This is a genomic window from Microbulbifer sp. Q7 (assembly GCF_001639145.1).
In the GTDB taxonomy this organism is placed as follows: domain Bacteria; phylum Pseudomonadota; class Gammaproteobacteria; order Pseudomonadales; family Cellvibrionaceae; genus Microbulbifer.
This window is the reverse complement of the sequence record NZ_LROY01000001.1, coordinates 1239742-1254676: the sequence shown is the minus strand read 5'-3', so window position 1 is coordinate 1254676 and position 14935 is coordinate 1239742. Positions and strand designations below refer to the sequence as shown.

General features: G+C 61.1%; 15 protein-coding genes. 9 read left to right on the top strand and 6 right to left on the bottom strand.

The annotated features are described in order from the left end of the window. The first annotated feature begins 118 nt into the window (after positions 1–118). Both mepA and AU182_RS05100 read left to right on the top strand, forming a co-directional pair. Positions 119–1012, top strand: coding sequence for a penicillin-insensitive murein endopeptidase (gene mepA, locus AU182_RS05105; protein ID WP_066961500.1), 894 nt, complete (start codon positions 119–121; stop codon positions 1010–1012). A gap of 28 nt (positions 1013–1040) precedes the next feature. Beyond that, complete coding sequence (locus AU182_RS05100) at positions 1041–2051, top strand: D-alanine--D-alanine ligase (protein WP_066961498.1); 1011 nt, start codon at positions 1041–1043, stop codon at positions 2049–2051. Positions 2052–2225: 174 nt separating this feature from the next. On the opposite strand, the gene AU182_RS05095 is transcribed toward AU182_RS05100, so the two are convergent. Further along, on the bottom strand, positions 2226–2813 hold the full coding sequence (locus tag AU182_RS05095) for an HNH endonuclease (protein WP_066961496.1): 588 nt from the start codon (positions 2811–2813) through the stop codon (positions 2226–2228). 901 nt (positions 2814–3714) lie between these two features. On the opposite strand from AU182_RS05095, the gene AU182_RS05090 reads away from it, so the two are divergent. Continuing rightward, complete coding sequence (locus tag AU182_RS05090; RefSeq protein ID WP_066962219.1) at positions 3715–5226, top strand: PQQ-dependent sugar dehydrogenase; 1512 nt, start codon at positions 3715–3717, stop codon at positions 5224–5226. Positions 5227–5239: 13 nt separating this feature from the next. Here AU182_RS05090 and AU182_RS05085 read toward each other — a convergent pair whose 3' ends face one another. Genes AU182_RS05085 through AU182_RS05070 form a run of 4 tightly spaced genes read right to left on the bottom strand, consistent with a single transcriptional unit; the run spans position 5240 to position 10800 of the window. Beyond that, complete coding sequence (locus tag AU182_RS05085; protein WP_066961493.1) at positions 5240–5794, bottom strand: response regulator transcription factor; 555 nt, start codon at positions 5792–5794, stop codon at positions 5240–5242. Then, positions 5791–7098 carry a sensor histidine kinase KdpD gene (locus tag AU182_RS05080; protein ID WP_153039114.1) on the bottom strand — a complete coding sequence of 436 codons (1308 nt, stop codon included), beginning with the start codon at positions 7096–7098 and terminating at the stop codon, positions 5791–5793. The genes AU182_RS05085 and AU182_RS05080 overlap by 4 nt, the downstream gene beginning before the upstream one ends. Positions 7099–7129: 31 nt before the next feature. Further along, a complete protein-coding gene (locus AU182_RS05075) occupies positions 7130–8653 on the bottom strand; it encodes a PepSY domain-containing protein (protein WP_066961464.1) in 1524 nt (507 codons plus the stop codon). Between the two features lie 23 nt (positions 8654–8676). Further along, positions 8677–10800, bottom strand: a complete 2124-nt coding sequence (locus AU182_RS05070) for a TonB-dependent receptor (RefSeq protein ID WP_227718126.1) — start codon at positions 10798–10800, stop codon at positions 8677–8679. Positions 10801–10958: 158 nt separating this feature from the next. On the opposite strand from AU182_RS05070, the gene xseB reads away from it, so the two are divergent. Both xseB and AU182_RS05060 read left to right on the top strand, forming a co-directional pair. Beyond that, complete coding sequence (gene xseB / locus AU182_RS05065) at positions 10959–11231, top strand: exodeoxyribonuclease VII small subunit (protein ID WP_066962213.1); 273 nt, start codon at positions 10959–10961, stop codon at positions 11229–11231. Positions 11232–11258: 27 nt separating this feature from the next. Continuing rightward, on the top strand, positions 11259–12161 hold the full coding sequence (locus AU182_RS05060; RefSeq protein ID WP_066962210.1) for a polyprenyl synthetase family protein: 903 nt from the start codon (positions 11259–11261) through the stop codon (positions 12159–12161). Between the two features lie 12 nt (positions 12162–12173). Here AU182_RS05060 and AU182_RS05055 read toward each other — a convergent pair whose 3' ends face one another. After that, on the bottom strand, positions 12174–12896 hold the full coding sequence (locus AU182_RS05055; protein WP_066961462.1) for a response regulator: 723 nt from the start codon (positions 12894–12896) through the stop codon (positions 12174–12176). A 230-nt stretch (positions 12897–13126) separates the two neighbouring features. Here AU182_RS05055 and AU182_RS05050 point away from each other — a divergent pair, with 230 nt between their 5' ends. The 4 genes from AU182_RS05050 to mnhG all read left to right on the top strand — a co-directional run bounded on the left by AU182_RS05050 (position 13127) and on the right by mnhG (position 14869). Then, entirely contained in the window at positions 13127–13585 is a 459-nt protein-coding gene (locus AU182_RS05050; protein ID WP_153039113.1) for a hypothetical protein, read from the top strand. A gap of 69 nt (positions 13586–13654) precedes the next feature. After that, positions 13655–14188 (top strand): Na+/H+ antiporter subunit E, encoded by a 534-nt coding sequence (locus tag AU182_RS05045; RefSeq protein WP_066961458.1) that lies wholly within the window; start codon positions 13655–13657, stop codon positions 14186–14188. Next, positions 14185–14472 (top strand): monovalent cation/H+ antiporter complex subunit F, encoded by a 288-nt coding sequence (locus tag AU182_RS05040; RefSeq protein WP_227718125.1) that lies wholly within the window; start codon positions 14185–14187, stop codon positions 14470–14472. The genes AU182_RS05045 and AU182_RS05040 overlap by 4 nt, the downstream gene beginning before the upstream one ends. Beyond that, positions 14465–14869 carry a monovalent cation/H(+) antiporter subunit G gene (gene mnhG / locus AU182_RS05035; protein WP_066961455.1) on the top strand — a complete coding sequence of 135 codons (405 nt, stop codon included), beginning with the start codon at positions 14465–14467 and terminating at the stop codon, positions 14867–14869. Before AU182_RS05040 ends, mnhG begins: the two co-directional genes overlap by 8 nt. Positions 14870–14935: the final 66 nt, after the last annotated feature.

Sequence of the window (14935 nt, the reverse complement as noted above, 5' to 3'; positions counted from 1 at the left end):
CCGCTCCATAACCCGCAAGTAGAATGCCCACGAAAGCGGATACTTCCACAGAACTATTGAATGGAACCTCTATAATTTCCCGACCACTAATACCAAAATCGACGTACTCGCTGTAACCATGTCGCCAACCGCCCAACTTGTTTCTCGAATTCTCACCACAGCCCTCAGCCTGGCTGCGAGTTTTCCCGCCTTCGCCCAGAATCCTTGGGAGGCGGTGAAAAGGCCCTCCAATCAACTGCCCGCCAGTATCGGCGGCTACAGCAATGGCTGCCTGAGTGGGGCGGAGAAGATGCCGCTGCGCGGGGACGGATTCCAGCTGGTGCGCACCGGCCGCGACCGGCATTACGGCAATCCGTACCTGGTGGAATTCCTCAAGGACTTCGCCAATGCAGTGGACGAGCAGGATCTGGGACGGCTGCAAATCGGCGATATGTCGATGGCCCGCGGCGGGCCGTTCAGCAGCGGGCACCAGAGCCACCAGCAGGGGCTGGATGCGGATATCTGGTTTTCCCAGGACCGGCGCGCCGCGGAGCGACCACTCACTCCTTGGGAGCGCGACAATATTCCTGCGGTGCCCATGGCGGATGCGCGCAAGCACGAGTTACTGGAAAAAAACTGGGACCCGCGCATCCCCGGCATTCTGCGTATCGCGTCGGAAGATCCGCGTGTCGCACGCATCTTCGTGCACCCCACCATCAAGCGAAAAATGTGCGATATTGCTGGCAGCGATAACGCGTGGCTGCGCAAGGTGCGGCCCTGGTGGGGACACAACTACCACTTTCATGTGCGACTAAACTGCCCGCCGGAAGACAAAAATTGTAAACCCCAGCCCAAGGTGCGCGGCAAACCCTGCGGCGGGGGTCTGGACTGGTGGTTTAGCGATGAGTTTTACGCCATCCTGAACGACACAAGGCCCAAGAAGCCGGAGAAGCCCAAAAAGCCGGTGATGCCCGCGCAATGCGCCCGGGTATTGGCCGCGCCAGCCGCGGTAACCCCCGGCCAGCAGCGTTAACCGTTCCAACCAGATTGATGAGAGCCCGATGAGCAACCAGGCCCCGACCGATATCCATGTACTGCTGATTTGTGGCGGAGGTGGCAGTGAGCACGATGTATCCCTGCGCACCGCCGACTTTATCCAGCGGGAACTGGCCAGTGCGCCGGACATCCGCCTCACCCGCGTGACTATGCACGCCGACGGCCGCTTGCTGGACGACCAGGGCCAGCTGCAGGAGCTGCGCTCCGACCGGTTGCTGTACAGTGCCACCGGCAGCGCGCAACCGGTGCATTATGTAATTCCCTCCATTCACGGCTACCCCGGTGAGACTGGCGACCTGCAGTCGCAGCTGGACATTCTCGGCCTGCCCTATTTTGGCTGCGGCTCCGAGGCGAGCAAGATCTGCTTCAACAAAATCACCACCAAGTTGTGGCTGACGGCGCTGGGCATCGACAACACCCCCTACCAGTTCCTGTGCGCGAATACCGCCGGGGAAGTCGCCAAGGCGCGGGATGCATTGCACAAGTGGGGCAGCGTGTTTGTGAAGGCCTCTAACCAAGGTTCTTCGGTGGGTTGCTACAAGGTCAGCAGCGAGGGTGCACTGGCGGAGACACTGCAGGAGGCGTTTACCCTGTCGCCTTATGTGTTGGTGGAAAAGTGCCTGAAGGTGCGCGAGCTGGAGGTGGCGGCGTACACCTACGAGGGCGAGCTGGTGATCACGCCCCCCGGTGAGGTGTGTGCGCCCACGGATACGTTTTACAGTTACGAGGAAAAGTACGCTGAAGGCAGCCGCGCGCAGACCCATGTGGTGGCGGAGGGTTTGTCTGAGGCGCAGCTGGCATGGATTTACGAGGCGTCCAAACGGGCGTTCGTGGGTTTGCAGTTAAAGGACCTGTCGCGGATCGATTTCTTCCTGACCGATGATGGGGAGATTTATCTGAATGAGGTGAACACCTTCCCCGGTATGACGCCCATTTCGATGTTCCCGAAGATGTTACAAAACCAGGGGCATGATTTCGCTACCTACCTCAGTTCGCTGATTCGCGGTGCGCTCTAATTGGGTTCCGTGGCGGTGGCAGTACCGGGGAATACTTTACGAGACACGAGCTAGGCGCCCCCCCCGTTAACCCATCCATGGGGGCTATTCCGCGAGGTCCCTCTCGCGGAAGGTCTTACAAAGCTGCACCCGGCATCGCCACCTTCACAATTGACTTCAATGAAATAAATCTATTCAGCTGGCCTGCAGCAGTCCATTTTCCAGCCACCCTTCCTGCCTCTTCCTTGCAAACTGCCCGCGCAGAAACTCCATCTGATCCCCGCGAATCCGCGCGCTGTTGGTCAGTGCGAGATACTCCGCCGCATTCGGCACAAAGGGCAGTGCCAGCAGTTCCATATCGATATTCTCCAGCAGCCGGTTGCCCTTGTGCTGGTTGCAGCGGCGGCAGGCGGTGACGACGTTTTCCCAACTATCTTTTCCACCTTTGGAAACCGGGTGGATGTGGTCGCGGGTGAGTTCGCGGAGGGGGAACCCGTTACCGCAATAGAGGCAGGTGTGTTGGTCGCGGGCAAAGAGCGCGCGGTTGTTGAGCGGTGGGCGGGTGCGGGGGCGCGCCATGCGGTCGCCGCCGCAGGCGATGATGGCGGCGAGGTCGAGGGTGGAGCGTTCGCCCAGGCGGTTGATGCCGCCGTGGACTGTCTGTACCACGCCGCCCAGTGTCCATGTCACCAGTTCCCGCACGTACAGACAGGCGGCTTCTTCCCAGCTCAACCACTCGAGGGGTTGGCCGGCGAGATTCAACCTCAGGATTTGCGCTTGCACGAGTCCACCTCCGGGTTTTGCGAACAGCAGAATGCACAAAGCCCCGCGGGCAACCCGGCGGGGCTTTGTGAGAAACAGGAAAACAGGGCTTTGGGAAAATACTGGGGGAGATACTGAAGAAAGTACTGGGGAAAATCGGGGATACGGGTGCCGCTGGTGGAATGCAGCGAAATCTGGAGTTGATGCAGCCTTGACCACCAATGGAGAAAAGGTGGTTGCATCGAAACTGGTATCAGCACTAGGTTACTGAACGCGTCATCCTCCATGGCCACAGTGTTGGGCCATCCTGAACTGATTAAAGCGAAGGTTTGTGACGATTTCCAGACACTTTTCCCGTATTTTCCGTATTTTTTGCCCTGGCGAAAAAAATAATGAAAAATCTCGGGTGGAAAAGCTCAAGAAATGAGAAGAAGTAAAAAAAGATAAGAAGTAACGGGCAGGAATACGCAGGGAAATGACATGAGTTGTCATTCGCAGACCGGCGGGGAAATCACTGTGACGTTTTCAGTGCCCCAGAACGTAAAACACCGCTTGAGCAATCCAGCCCAAGCGGTGCGTCTCACAGGATGGTGCCCAAATCCTTTCGAGCTGGCAGCTGGTCTCCGTTCCTTGGTGACCTGTCCTTGCCGCCTTTGCAGTCCGTTCTCCGTCCTTGCAAATACATTATGGTCGAAAGAGAAAATCAGGGTAGTGGGAAATTGCTGAAGTTGATGTAAGAGATGTCTTACAAGCATGTGACCGTCGTCACATTTAACCCGGGTGGGTCTTCTGGATGGGGCTGGCGCGTATCGCAACTGGTACGCCTGTGCGACATTTAGCGGCTTACTATAGTTACTTTTGTTACGAGATCAAGACGATCGTGAACGCTCCGTTGAAAAATGCGCTAAGTTTTTACCGCCTTGTGGCTTTTGCTGTCATCGCCCTGATTTTGTTGATTATCGCGGTTGTCACTGGATTGGTGCCCGGTATCAATGTGCCCTGGGGCCAGTTGCTCGGCGCCAGCACCAATGAACAGACCGTTGCCCGCCAGTTACAACTGGCACCAGGCTACCGCCTTCACCTGTTTAGCGATGAGGTTCCCAACGCGCGGTTTATGGCGGTAACCCGCAGTGGCGATCTGCTGGTTTCCCAGCCCAAGCTCGGGCAGGTGAGCCTGCTGCTCACGGATCGCAATGGCGACGGCAAGACCGACGGGCAGCGCGTGTTGATTGACGGGCTGCAACGTCCCCACGGCCTGGTGCTGTTTGAAGACTGGCTGTATATCGCCGAAAGCGACGGTGTGGGGCGCGTGCCGTTCGATCATTCCGATGGGCGCATTGCCGGCAGCTACCAGAAAATCGTGCGTGGCCTGGCGGATACCGGCAATCACTGGACCAAAACCCTGGGTATGGGTCCCGATGGCTGGATGTATCTCTCCAGCGGCTCTACCTGCAATGTCTGCATAGAAGAAGACCCGCAGCGCGCAACCATCATGCGTTTTCGACCGGACGGCAGCCATTTCCAGATTTATGCCACCGGCCTGCGCAATAGCGTGGGCTTTGACTGGTCACCGAAAGACGGTGCTCTCTACGCCACCGACAATGGTCGCGACTGGCTCGGCAACGACTTCCCGCCCTGCGAGCTGAACCGGGTGGAACAGGGCGGCTTTTACGGCTGGCCCTTCGCCAACGGCAACCGCGTGCCCGACCCGGACTATGGCCAGGGCAAACGCGGCGAAGTAAGCGCCGGCGAGGCGCAGCAAAGGATCGCGGCCTCCATCCCCCCGGTATTTGAATTCCGCGCCCACAATGCGCCGTTGGGGATCCACTTCCTGCGCAGCCCGGAGCAGCCGGATCACTACCGCGAGGCCGCGCTGGTGGCCCTGCACGGTTCCTGGAACCGGGACGAAAAGGACGGCTACAAGGTGGTGTCGTTGCACTGGCAGGAAGATGGCAGCGTCCGTTCGCACGACTTTATGTGGGGCTTTCTCGGCGAGGACAAAACCACGGTCTATGGTCGCCCGGTGGATATTGCGGAAGACGTGCGCGGCAATATTTACATTTCCGACGATTACGCAGGTGCCATCTACCGGGTACAACCGGGTGCCGCGGGCGAGGAGACGTCCGATGCCCCGGTCACCAACCGCCCACCCATCAGCGCACCCAAGAAGCCCCTCGCCATCGACGGCGGCGCCGCCCGCCAGGGCGCGCAGATATACGCACGCCGCAACTGCGTGCGCTGCCACCAGCGACTGCCGCTCAAGGACCTGAGCCGCAAGTACACCCTCAAGCAACTGGCGGACTACTTCGATACCCCTACGCCGCCCATGCCCAACTACGGCTTCAGCGACAGCCAGAAGCGCGCTCTGGCGCACTTCCTGATGGAGCGGGAGGTTGCCGGCGCCGGGCGGCAGCTGGAGCACTTCTTGCCCTGACGCCTACAGCGGATTACTGGCCCTTGGGCCGCTTCTGCAATTTTCGCTGGAGGGTTCTGCGGTGCATACCCAGGGCGCGGGCAGTGGCGGAAATGTTGCCGTCATTTTCCGCGAGGACGCGCTGGATATGCTCCCACGCCAGCCGATTGACCGAAGGCGGGGTGCGGGATATTTCCGGCAGGTCGGGATGGTTACTGGGGTGAGCTGGCTCACCCACCAGCGCAGCCACTAACTGATCACCACCGGCGGGCTTACACAGATAGTCGTCGGCGCCGAGTTTGATGGCCGCCACGGCGGTAGGAATACTCGAATAGCCCGTGAGCAGGATAATCCGCGCTTGCGGGTTCGCCGCGCGCAGCGGGGCTATCAGCTCCAGGCCACTGTCGTGGTCGATTTTCAGATCCAGCAGGGCGCAGTCGAACGGCTCCCGCGCAATCAACGCCAATGCGTCCGCCACAGTCGCTGCAATAAACGTGGTAAAGCCACGGCGGGTCATGGCCCGCTCCAGCATATTGCGGGTGCCGGTCTCATCATCCACGATCAGCAGGCGTCGGTCGGATGTGTTCACACTTCCTCCACGGGCCGGGTTTCCAGCGGTAACTCGATGGTCGCGATGGTGCCCTGCCCGCTAGTTCTGGGGGCGAGGGTGAGGCTACCGCCCAGCTGTGTCAGGGCGGTTTTGCTCAAGATCAGGCCAATACCGAACCCCTCCGACGCCGAGTCTGGCTGCGGCTGGTGCACGCCCCCGCCGCTGTCGGTGATCGCCATCACCAGCCCCTGTTCCGACCACAGCACATCTACTTCCACCGGCTGCGTCGCCGCGCCGGCGAGGTTGGCGTCCAGCGCGTTGTTCAACACATTGATGAAGGCCTGCTCCAGGGTCAGCGGCAGGCGCGCACGAACATTCTCTGGGCCTTGCTGCGTCAGCGCAAAGCGCGCCTCCGGGCGCAACAGTTGCCAGCGCTCCAGGCTGCGCGCGATAAATTCCCCCACCGACTGAAATTCCTCGCTGCCCGCCGGGTCCCGCGCACGGCTTTTCAGTTGTTCGAGGGCCTGCTTGCACAGGTTGACCTGCTGCTGCAGCAGCGCCAGGTCTTCCACCACCGGTGCGGCGAACCCCTGCTGTTGCGCCTGCAGCTCTTCCACCAGTAAACCGATGGTTTGCAGGGGGGAGGCCAGCTCGTGGGCGGTGCCGGCAGCGAGGGTGCCCAGGGACAGGACCTGGTCCCGCCGCGCCTGCTCCTGGCGCAGGGTGTGCAGGTGCCGGTCGCGGCTGCGCAGGGCTTCCGCCATGCTGTTGACGAAACCGGCGATCAGCAGCGCAGAAAACGCGAAGGTGGCCCACATGCCGATCAGGTGGCGGTAAAACGCGCTGCTGTCGTGATCCGTTCCATGCCCCATGCCATGACCCATGTCGTGCCCCGCATGAGCACTGTGACCACCATCAATACCTGGGAAAAAGAGAATCAGGCCGGTGTAGGTGGCAATGCTGATCGCGGCCATCACCCAGGCGTACAGGCGCGGCTGGGTGGCCGCGGCGATGGTCAGTGGAACGAGCAAGTAGGTGACAAACGGGTTGGCAGCACCACCGCTAAACGCCAGTAGCGGCGGCAACCACAGCCAATCCATCAGCAGGTGGCCGAAAAATTCCAGCCGTCCCAGCGCCACACTGCCACGGGCGCGCCAGCCGCTCACCAGCGTGGTGACTAACCCCAGCGCGACAAATACCAGGGCACCCCCAGACAAGGTATCCCCCAGCCACAGGCTCACCGCAATATACGCCAGCAGGGCAATAGCCCGCAGCGCGGTCAGGCGCCGCAGGTTGGTGATGATGGCTTGGTCGCCGCTCAGCGGGGGCAGGCTCAATGGCACGGGGCAATCGACTCGGTAGTGCGTGAGCCGCCTATTGTGTCGCCGCAGAACCGATAGAGCCAGCGGCCCCGCCGTCTGCCGCCGGCGAACTGCGGCGTTTTTTGCGTTTTGCGAGCATGACACCGCCGAGAACCGCGCCGGCGAGCAACAGCAGCAGCGTGAATACGATCAACCCATCGCGGCCCTGGCGCCCGGTGAATGGCGTCAGGTGGTTCCACTTGTGCAGCAGGGAAAAGGACAGGCGCTCGGCGCGATCCACACGGCGGGTCCGGTCCACCAGCACACCGCTGACCGGATCGACAAACAACACGGTGTGATCGGCATCGGCCACATCAATCTGCCACACCGGCAGACGTTTGTTGCGGAAGTCGTAGGCGGGACTGTAGCGGGTAACCAGACGGGTGCCAGCGATCTGTCCCGGTGCCACACCTGCCAGACGTGCCGCCAACCGTTGTGCCTGCTGTTGATCATCAAACTCCGTCAGCAACTGACCACTACGCGCATCCACAAACAGAGCCCCCGCTTCGGAGGGACGGCCGTCAAACCGCTGGTTGCGTGAGCGCGGCGCGGCACCCTCAGCGGGCGCCAGGGACACGCGGTACACCGGCAGGTCTTCGGCGCCCCGAATCAGTGACAAGCTGTTGATGGCACGACCCTCGAGGTGCTCCAGCCAGCGGTAGTCGCCGGTCAGCCCCTGAAACTCGCCCGCATTACCCAGCCGCAGGCCGTGAACCGGCGCTACCAGGGAGGATTGCAGCAGGTGATAGAAACCACTCGTGGACCAGCCCAGCAGTGGCAGCCACAGCACATAACCGAGCAGGCGGTGGTAGCGGCGCTTACCGTCGTTGATCTTGCGGTGCTTCAGCGCAAACACCAGCGCCAGGCCGGTAGCGGCGAACGCGGACAGGGTGAGCATCAGCAGGCCAATCAGAATCAGGCGGCCGTATTCGAGATCATCCAGCCAGGCGAAGGTGTGCAGCTGCCGAAACACCCCCTGCAACAGCGTCTTGCTGCGGTCAGTGATGGACGCCAGTGCCGCAGTTTCGGTGTGTATAAACAGGGTCAGGGCTTCGTCGCCGGCGAAGCGCACCCGGTACACCGGCAGCAGGCGATTGACCGAGGGATACGCGTTGTCGAAGCCGGTCTGCAGCTGGAGTTCGGCAATCTGATCTGCCGGGCGGCCGCTGTAATAGGTGGCGAGCCAGCGGGCCTGCTGCGCATCACCGTCGGTGACTTCGCGCCCACTGTCGAGCTGGTAATAGCGGCGCGGCGCTGTCTCCGAGTGTGTTACCTGCAAGAGCGGTGCGGCCTCTCCCGGCACCAGCTTGACCACGCGCGCGTCGCGCAGCTTGTCGCCGTCTGCCAGCAAGCTGGGCAGTGCGCCCAGCTTGCTGGCATCAAGACTGACCGAGGGCGGGAAGAACTTGGCCGCCGACGGCCCGAACCAGGCCATCATCGGGTGGCTGATACCGGAAATGGCCCATACCAGAATGCCCGCCAGCGCCCACCATCCAAGTTTGTTGTGCCAGCCTAGCCACTGTTTTTTCAGATTCATGGTGTTCGTTTCCTTACAGGGCGTCAGAAGCGGTAGCGCACGCCGGCAAACAGGGAGCGCGGCTGTCCCGGGCGGTAGCTCAGGTCTTCGTCGCCCACCTGGTTGGACGTGTAGGTGGAGTAGCGCTCGTCGGTGATATTCGACAGCCGCGCGTACACCGACAGATCCTCACCAAAATCGTGGGTGACGCGCAGGTTCAATAATGCGTGGCCGGGATATTGCTGGGTGTTGGTCTCGTCGGTGTAGTAGTCGCCCATGTGCGACCACTCCAGTTCCATGCGCAGGCCGTTCAGCCACTCGGGGGTATAGGCCAGGGTGACGTTGGCGAGGGACTGCGGCGCGCGGCTGATATGGTTGCCGGCAAAGTTCAGGTTTTCGCTGACCATGCAGAAGCAGCTGCGGTCAAATTGGCTGAACACATAGGAGAAGTCCTGGTAACGCTGGCGTATTGCGGCGTAGGAAACGCCCAGCTGCCACGCCTGCCCCAGCGGCGCCTGCAGCGAAACTTCCACACCTTTGTGGCTGGTCTCACCGGCGTTGGTGGTCTTGCGGTCGCTGCCTTCGTCGGTATTGGCGATGTAACTCACGATGTCGTTCTCGGTGGTCATGTCGTACACCGCCACCTCGTAATTCACCCCCTCGCCAACAATACCGCGCAGGCCGATTTCCTGGCTGACGCTGGTCACCGGCTCCAGCTCGGTGGTGCCCTCGGAAGAGCCCGGGCGAAACAGGGTACCCACGGTGGGCGCGCGGAAGGCGTGGCGGTAACTGGCGTAAAGCTGGTGGTTGTCGCTCAGTTTGTACACCGCGCCCAGTTTCGGGCTCAGGTTGTCGTAATCGCGGGACTGGGACGCGGGGCGGAAATGAGCGGCATCGGTGTTGGGGGTACCCAGCTGATCCTCGTAATCCACCGCGAACCGGTCGTAACGCAGGCCGGCGCTCAGGCGCCAGCGCTCGCTGGGAGCGAATTCTGCGTGCACATAAGGGGAGACGGAGGTTTGCTCCGCGTCAAAGTGGTAGGTCAGCTCGCCAGTGCGCGCATAGTCGGTAAATATCTCACCATCACGGAAGACTTGGATGCGCTCCTCGCGGTACTCCGACGGTGTGTAATCCGCGTCAACACCGACGATGACTTCACCGCGAACAAAATTGTGCCGGTACTTCAGCAGCAGGCCGTAGGAACTGAATTCGGTGTCGCGAATATTCGGGTCGTAGGTCACCATCCAGCTCGGCATCATCGCCATGGTGTTGTGGCGGATAAACGGGGTGGCGGTAACCAGGCTGTTGTCGCTCGGGGTGTAGGCCAGTTCGGAGGAGAGGCGGAAGGCCTCCACTTCCCGATAGCCGATATCCCCGTGGTAGAGATTCTTTTCTACATTGTTGCGGTAGTCGTCTTCCTCCAGGCCAGATACACCGCTCTGGTCGATGGTGGAATAAGACAACACCGTCTTGCTGTCCCAGCCCTCGGCAAACCGACTGTCGAGGCGGCCACTCATGGAGGTGCGGGAGTATTCCGCTTCCTCGCGGAAGCCCTCGCTGGCGGTGCTGTTCAGGTCCAGACGGAAGGCGCTGTGCTCGCCGAGTTTGTTGCCGCCGGAAATCAATGCGCGCTGCCAACCGTCGGCGCCCAGCTCACCATTGAGGGTAATTTCAGGCGAATCCGGTGCCGCCTTGGTGACGGCATTGATCACCCCGCCGATGGCATCACTGCCATAGAGCGCGGAAGCCGGGCCCTTGGTGACCTCCAGCTGCGCGCTCTGGGGCACGTTGATCTCGTAAAGGCCGTTGTGGTTAAAGAAACCGGTGGGGCGTGTGGGAATACCGTCTTCCAGAAACAGATAAACCCCGGCAGTGGAGATGGGCTGGCGAATGGACGTCATATGCCCTTCCCCGCCCAGGTTGTTCACATGCACCCCGGCCACCCGATTGAGCGCATCGGCCGGGTGCGCAGGTGCGATATGTTCCAGCGCGGCCTCGTCAATCACCCCCACCGACTCTGCCAGCTCAGCGCGCACCTTGGCCTCGCGGGTGGCCGTGACAATCACCTGCTCAAGCACGCTATCCGGGTTTTGCGGACTTGCGGCCACGGCAAGCCCCATTGGCAGCAGCGCAGCCGGGAAAAATGCAACAACAGTAAAGCGGGACACAGCTTCTTCCTTGTCGAGGGTTCGTTATCGAAGCGCAAATGTTATCGAAAAAGCCCCGCGCGCAAGTGCGCCATATTGTCGCAGGGGGCATGAGATTGACCCCCTTTGCGGTTGCCGCTAAGGTTGCCCGCTCCTGCAGTCCCATCAGAGATATTCCCATGGCAGCCAAAAAGAAGACCGCGACCTTCGAGAGCGCACTGGAAGAACTGGAGCAACTGGTCGAGCGCCTGGAAAGTGGCGACCTGCCCCTTGATGAGGCGCTGGCGGATTTTGAGCGCGGGGTGAAACTGACCCACGAATGCCAGAAGAAGCTGGCCAGCGCCGAGCAGAAAGTGAAGGTATTGATGGAGGAGAACGGCCAGGTCCAGGAGCTGCCGTTCGACACCCCGGATGAATTTTCCGCAAACCCCGGCGCTGGAGATGCGGAGTAAGTGAGCACTTCCACCAAGCCTGCGGGTATGTCTGCGGGCCTTAAGGCGTTTTTGCAGACGTCTGGCCACCGGGTCGAACAGACCCTGAAGCACGCCCTTGCTGACCAGTCCACCGCACATGCCCTGTTCGCGGCCATGAATTACGCTGCACTCGGCCCCGGCAAGCGCCTGCGCCCGGCACTGGTGTACGCCGCCGCCCGCGCACTGGGGGGCGAGGATGCCATCGCGCTCAGCCACGAAGCAGCGGCGGCGCTGGAGTGTGTACACGCTTACTCACTGGTACACGATGACCTGCCGGCAATGGACGACGACGACCTGCGCCGCGGCCGCCCCACCTGCCATATCCAGTTTGATCAGGCTACCGCCATCCTCGCCGGGGACGCGCTGCAGTGCCAGGCGTTCGAACTGCTTTCCGCCTCGCCGCTGCCGGCGCCCCTGCAAGTTCGCGTGATTGGCGAGCTGGCGCGCGCTTCTGGCGCCCGCGGCATGGTTGCCGGCCAGGCCATTGATCTGGCGGCGGTGGAGCAAAGCCTGACGCTGACACAGCTGAAAGAAATGCACCGCCTGAAAACCGGCGCACTGATTGTGGCCAGCGCCCGCATTGGCGCCCTGATCGGCGGCGCCAACGACGCGCAGCTTGCCGCCATCAGCCGCTATGCGGAGGCCATTGGTCTGGCGTTCCAGGTGCAGGACGACATTCTCGATGTGACCGCGGATACCGAGACGCTGGGCAAAACCCAGGGTGCCGATGCGGCGCGCAACAAACCCACCTATGTCTCCCTGCTGGGCCTGGACGGGGCCCGCGCCGAAGCACAGACGCTGCAGGCGGAAGCCGCCCGCGCCCTGAACGACGTGGCTGCCGGTGTGGATACAGTCGACACCCGGGTGCTGCAGCAGCTCGCGGACTACATTGTGGCCCGCAGCCACTGACTTCCGTTGTTGTTAGCCCGCTTCCACCGCGTAGGTAAAGATATAGCCTGTCCCCCAGGCCGTCTTGATGACCTCCGGCTGCTTGGCATCGTCACCCAGCTTGCGGCGCAGGCGGCTCACATGGGAGTCGATACTGCGATCAAACGGGAAACTCTCGCGCCCCTTGGTCAGGTCCAGCAGGCGATCCCGCGAGAGCGGCTCCTGCGGATGCTGCACAAACGCCAGCAGCAATTCGGTTTCGCTGGAAGAAAGCGGAACGATGTTGCCTTCCGGGTCGAGTAGCTGCATCTGCACCGGGCAAAAACGCCAGCCGGCGAAGGTGAATACCCCGCGCTTGCCGCTGCGTGGAGGCCGCTTCGCCCGGCGCAGCACCGCTTTCACCCGCGCCAGCAGCTCGCGCTCGAAGTAGGGCTTCACCACATAGTCGTCCGCCCCCATTTCCAGCCCCACCACACGGTCGACTTCATCACCCCGCGCAGTAACGAAGACCACCGGTGGCCGGTTCTCGTCGCTACACAGGTATCGGCAGAGTTCAAACCCGTCGCTACCAGCGAGGTCCACTTCCAGTAGGACCAGGTCAATCGGGTGCGCTTGCAGGCAGACGAGCATCTGCTCCCCGTCGGCCGCCGTCACTGCGCCATACCCGGCAGATGCCAACAGGTCAGCCAGCGCATCGCGGGCGTCTTCGCTCCCATCCACCACCAGGATGCGGGCTTTTACCAACTCATTTGCCATCCGCTGCCACCTCGTTCGTTGTACCTGTTCAGACGCCGTGCCGACCGCATTCGCAGCGCCGCTGCGCACCAGCAGCGGCCTGACTCCGCCCGTAGAATTTACACGGCTTCACACACTTTTTCACACTTTTGGCAATCTTCCGCACAAATAAAGTGCCAAAGTAAACGCAAGCATAAAAACTCACAAAAAAACGCTGACAAAAAAAACGATAAACGTGACGAGTGATGCGTATGAAGCGACTTCTGCCCAGGGTGCTCGCGCCCGCCATTTTGGCGGCTGTGACGACCACTATCGGCGGGCAGCCCGCCGTGGCCATGGAACCACTCACCGCAACTGGATTGATCGAAGCCTGTAAATCTCATGCAATAGATCCACAGGATTCGGGCGCCACAACCTGCCGCGCCTTTATCCAGGGCTATCTGTCGGCCAGTACCGAGATTATCGCGGCGGAAGATCGCCCCTCCCTGTTTGTCGCCCGCGCCATTCGCACGCGCACCGGCCGGCTGTCCGCAGAGACAGAGCAGAAAATTAGCAGCCGCTATTGCCTGCCCCGCGCCGAAACCATCAACGCGCTGATCGCCAAAGTGGCTGGGCTTGCACCGCCAGAGACAGAAGGCGCAACAGCGGAGTCTGTGATGCTCACGGTATTTGAAAACCACTACCGCTGCGAAGATGTCATCGGAAAATAATGCCAAATTGGTTGCCCCGCCGAGGCGTGTACTCAGCGGTTTCTGTAAAGTTTGTGTAGTAGAACATTCATGCGTTACACCCTTTGCCTGTTTGCCGTTCTCGCTTTCATCTGGTTGGCCAACTCCGGCCATTACACCCCCCTGCTGCTCGCATTCGGGTTGATCTCCATTCTTTTTGTGATCGCCATTGCCCGCCGTATGAAGGTCGTGGACGGTGAGTCCCTGCCGCTGGAGCTGTGGTCCACACTGCCCCGCTACTACCTCTGGCTACTGCGCAAAATCATTGCCAGTAACCTGGAGGTGGCACGCTGCGTATGGGGCGGCCTGCTGCGCGGAAAAATAAACGCACCAGATACCATCTCCCCCTGCAGTGAACGCATCCCCACCACCCTGAAGACGGATTTGGGGAAGGTGCTGTATGCCAATTCCATTACCCTGACCCCTGGCACCGTGGCCATCGACGTGAGCGGTGGCTCCATTCTGGTACACGCCTTAACCCGTGCGGGGCTGGACGAAGTGAAACAAGGTGAGATGGAACAGCGTATTCGGAAATTGACGGAAAACCAGGGCTCCGGTAACACCAAAGCGGGGTCGCCCTCATGATGCTGTATGCAACCCTCGTGGCACTGCTGGTGGTCATGTCGCTGGCTTTAATCCGCGCGGTACGCGGCCCGAGTATTCACGACCGGATTCTCGCGGTGAACATGTTCAGCACTAAAACCGTACTGCTGATTGCGGTCATCTGCTTTACCTTCGGCAAACCGGAGTTTCTGGATATCGCCCTGGTCTATGCGCTGATCAACTTCGTGAGTGTGATCGGTGTATTGCGGTACTTTGAGTTCCGTACTGCGAACGCGGCGTCTGCAACGGAGGTGACCGGTGATTGATTCGCTGCTGACGTTTGCCAGTGGCCTGCTGCTATTGCTGGGCTGCTTTTTTATGCTGACCGGGGCCATCGGACTGCTGCGCTTCCCCGATTTCTATTCCCGTATGCACTCCGCCGGCGTGACCGATACCCTGGCCACCTTTTTGATCATCAGCGGTTTGATGCTGGCGGCCGGCTGGTCGCTGGCCCTGTTCAAGCTGGGTATGATCATGCTGTTTATTTTCTTCACCAGCCCCACCGCCAGCCACGCACTGGCGCGCTCGGCCCAGCTCAGTGCATTGCGGCTGCCGCCTGTGACAACGGGAGCCGCGCAGCCTGCAGCCGCCAGCTCGACGGCGGCAAGCGCGGGCAATACAACGGACACCGCCGTCGAGGCGGCCGATGACACCCGGGCCTGATGTCCCATTCACCGCATGTCTTCACGATGACGATCGCTATGAGACCAAAACAACAAATCCTCCGGG

What these genes read in the sequence shown, in the direction of transcription:
- mepA (WP_066961500.1), top strand. Translation starts at nt 119, where the DNA reads ATGTCGCCAACCGCCCAACTTGTTTCTCGAATTCTCACCACAGCCCTC.
- AU182_RS05100 (WP_066961498.1), top strand. Translation starts at nt 1,041, where the DNA reads ATGAGCAACCAGGCCCCGACCGATATCCATGTACTGCTGATTTGTGGC.
- AU182_RS05075 (WP_066961464.1), bottom strand. Translation starts at nt 8,653, where the DNA reads ATGAATCTGAAAAAACAGTGGCTAGGCTGGCACAACAAACTTGGATGG.
- xseB (WP_066962213.1), top strand. Translation starts at nt 10,959, where the DNA reads ATGGCAGCCAAAAAGAAGACCGCGACCTTCGAGAGCGCACTGGAAGAA.
- AU182_RS05060 (WP_066962210.1), top strand. Translation starts at nt 11,259, where the DNA reads ATGTCTGCGGGCCTTAAGGCGTTTTTGCAGACGTCTGGCCACCGGGTC.
- AU182_RS05055 (WP_066961462.1), bottom strand. Translation starts at nt 12,896, where the DNA reads ATGGCAAATGAGTTGGTAAAAGCCCGCATCCTGGTGGTGGATGGGAGC.
- AU182_RS05050 (WP_153039113.1), top strand. Translation starts at nt 13,127, where the DNA reads ATGAAGCGACTTCTGCCCAGGGTGCTCGCGCCCGCCATTTTGGCGGCT.
- AU182_RS05045 (WP_066961458.1), top strand. Translation starts at nt 13,655, where the DNA reads ATGCGTTACACCCTTTGCCTGTTTGCCGTTCTCGCTTTCATCTGGTTG.
- AU182_RS05040 (WP_227718125.1), top strand. Translation starts at nt 14,185, where the DNA reads ATGATGCTGTATGCAACCCTCGTGGCACTGCTGGTGGTCATGTCGCTG.